General features: G+C 70.7%; 3 protein-coding genes. 1 reads left to right on the plus strand and 2 read right to left on the minus strand.

What is annotated here, in order from left to right:
- Both ABZ281_RS45435 and ABZ281_RS45440 read right to left on the minus strand, forming a co-directional pair.
- The coding region (locus tag ABZ281_RS45435) for a DUF5931 domain-containing protein (RefSeq protein WP_356664247.1) at positions 1-789 on the minus strand (789 nt) is incomplete at its 3' end.
- Between the two features lie 28 nt (positions 790-817).
- Complete coding sequence (locus tag ABZ281_RS45440; protein ID WP_356664249.1) at positions 818-1,615, minus strand: lysophospholipid acyltransferase family protein; 798 nt, start codon at positions 1,613-1,615, stop codon at positions 818-820.
- A gap of 203 nt (positions 1,616-1,818) precedes the next feature.
- On the opposite strand from ABZ281_RS45440, the gene ABZ281_RS45445 reads away from it, so the two are divergent.
- Positions 1,819-2,616: an alpha/beta fold hydrolase gene (locus ABZ281_RS45445; RefSeq protein ID WP_356664250.1), complete on the plus strand. Its 798-nt coding sequence runs from the start codon at positions 1,819-1,821 to the stop codon at positions 2,614-2,616.
- Positions 2,617-2,633 lie beyond the last annotated feature (17 nt).

Consider the following 2,633-nt stretch of genomic DNA (forward strand, 5'->3'; position numbering starts at 1 on the left):
CTCGTCGACGGCCCGGACGAGGGCGCCCTCGGCGGCGTCCTCCGAGACCCGCGATACGGGGACGAGGCCGCCGGAGACCAGGGTGCGCAGCGCGACCTCCTGCTCACCGGCCATCCGGCCCAGCTCGGCCGCCTCTCCCCCGATCACGGCCCCGCGGCGCTGCACCATCGCCAGCACCTGGAGCACGCTGTCGTGGATGTCCCGGGCGAGGCGCTCCCGCTCGCGCGTCGCGGCCTCGATCTCCAGGGCGCGGGCGAGGGTGCGCTCGGAGGCGCGGGCGACCTCGACGACGTAGCCGATGGCGACGGAGGCGATGCAGACCAGGATGACGTTGTGGACGGTGTCGCGGGCCGGGCTGCCGCGCTCGACCAGGTTGGCGACGGCCACGAGGGAGGAGGCGAGGGCCGCCCAGCGCCAGCCGCCCTTGATGGCGAAGGCCAGCACGGAACCGGCGGTCCATATCGACGGCAGGGTCGGGCCGCCCGCCTGGACCCGCTCGTGCGCGTCGGCGACGGTCGTGAGGAGGATGCCGGCGACGGCGATGGTGAGGTCGGCGGCGAGGAACCGCTTGGTGCAGCGGGCGGCGTTCGCGACCCGGGGCAGGGTGGCCAGGGTCCACCCGCACAGCACGACGTAGTAGGCGACGGCGACCCAGCGGCGGACGAACTCGCCGTAGGCGGTGGCGAACAGGCCGACCGCGTACAGCATCGTGAGCACCCGGTAGGCGGTGAGCGCACGCCACAGCGGCTGCTCGACCGACATCCTCATGACACGCTCGCGCTTGGCCATCTCCCCCTGCCCCCCGGCGAAGCCCCGGCTAGGGCTCGGTCCGCCGCTGCTCCGTCTCGGCCTTTTCTCTCTCGGCCTTTTCCTTCTCGGCTTGTTCCTTCTCCGCCTGCGCCAGAGCGGCCTTCGCCGCCTTCTCGGCTTCCTTCTCCGCCTTCGCCGCTTCCGAGAGCTGCCGCTTCATGGCCGTCGCGTACATGTCGACGTACTCCTGGCCGGAGAGCTTCATGATCTCGTACATGACCTCGTCGGTCACCGCGCGCAGCACGAACCGGTCGTGCTCCATGCCCTGGTAGCGGCTGAAGTCCAGGGGCTCGCCGATCCGGATGCCCGGCCTCATCAGCTTCGGCATGACCTTCCCGGGCGGCTGGATCTTCTCCGTGTCGATCATGGCGACGGGGAGGACGGGCGCGCCGCTCGCGAGCGCCACGCGCGCGAGCCCGCCCGGCTTGCCCCGGTAGAGCCGTCCGTCGGGCGAGCGCGTGCCCTCCGGGTAGATCCCGAACAGCTCACCGCGCTCCAGCACGTCTATGCCGCTCTTGATGGCGGCCTCACCCGCGCCGCGCGCACCGGAGCGGTCCACGGGGAGCTGCCCGACCCCCTTGAAGAAGGCGGCCGTCATCCGGCCCTTCACGCCGGGCGTGGTGAAGTACTCGGCCTTCGCGATGAAGGTGACCTTGCGGTCGAGGACGGCGGGCAGGAAGAAGGAGTCGGAGAACGACAGGTGATTGCTCGCCAGGATCGCAGCACCCTCGGCGGGTACGTTCTCCAGGCCCTCCACCCAGGGCCTGAAGGCGAGCTTCAGCGGACCCCCGATGGTTACCTTCATCGCGCCGTACAACAACCGAGTGCCTCCTGTATGTGTCGATCAGACCTTAACCCGGAGCGCTGTCAAAGGCGCCTACGGCCCTGGTCGGTGTCAGTGCGGTCGCGTACGGTGAAGGTCCCGCGCACGACGCGCGAACCCCTTCCATGACGTTCCGTGACATTCCGTGATCGTGCCAGTCCCTTCTCACGACCAGGAGGCCGAAGGTGCCGGTCCTTGCCGGAGCCGAGCCGTTTCACCACGAGGGCGGAGAGGTCGCCGTCCTCCTCTGCCACGGCTTCACCGGATCACCGCAGTCGCTGCGCCCCTGGGCGGAGCACCTCGCCGAGCACGGCATGACCGTCTCCCTGCCGCTGCTGCCCGGGCACGGCACGCGCTGGGAGGACCTGCGGATCACGGGCTGGCAGGACTGGTACGCGGAGGTGGACCGTGAGCTGCGCCTGCTGTGCGAGCGCCGCGAGACGGTCTTCGTCGCCGGCCTGTCCATGGGCGGCGCGCTGGCCCTGCGGCTGGCCGCCAAGCACGGCGACGCCGTCCGCGGTGTCATGGTCGTCAACCCCGCGAACAAGGTGCACGGCCTGGCCGCGCACGCCCTGCCCGTGGTGCGCCACCTCGTCCCCGCGACGAAGGGCATCGCCAGTGACATCGCCAAACCGGACAGCAGGGAGCTCGGCTACGACCGGGTCCCCCTGCACGCGGCGCATTCGCTGCGCCAGTTCTTCCAGGCCACCGACCGCGAGCTACCGCAGGTCACCCAGCCGGTGCTGCTGCTGCGCAGCCCGCAGGACCACGTGGTGCCGCCCCTCGACTCCGCCCGGATCCTCAGCCGTATCTCGTCGACGGACGTGAAAGAGGTCATCCTGGAACAGAGCTACCACGTCGCCACGTTGGACCATGACGCGGACCGGATCCACGAGGAGAGCCTCGCGTTCATCGGCCGCATCGCGTCCGGCCTCGGCAAGGAGCCCGGGCTCGGCAAGGAAGGGACGACCGCAGGTGGCTGAGCACGACTCCGACCGCG

Source organism: Streptomyces sp. NPDC006265, assembly GCF_040613555.1.
GTDB lineage: Bacteria > Actinomycetota > Actinomycetes > Streptomycetales > Streptomycetaceae > Streptomyces.

Coding starts and splice junctions, on each gene's coding strand:
- ABZ281_RS45440 (WP_356664249.1), bottom strand. CDS start 1,615: ATGAAGGTAACCATCGGGGGTCCGCTGAAGCTCGCCTTCAGGCCCTGG.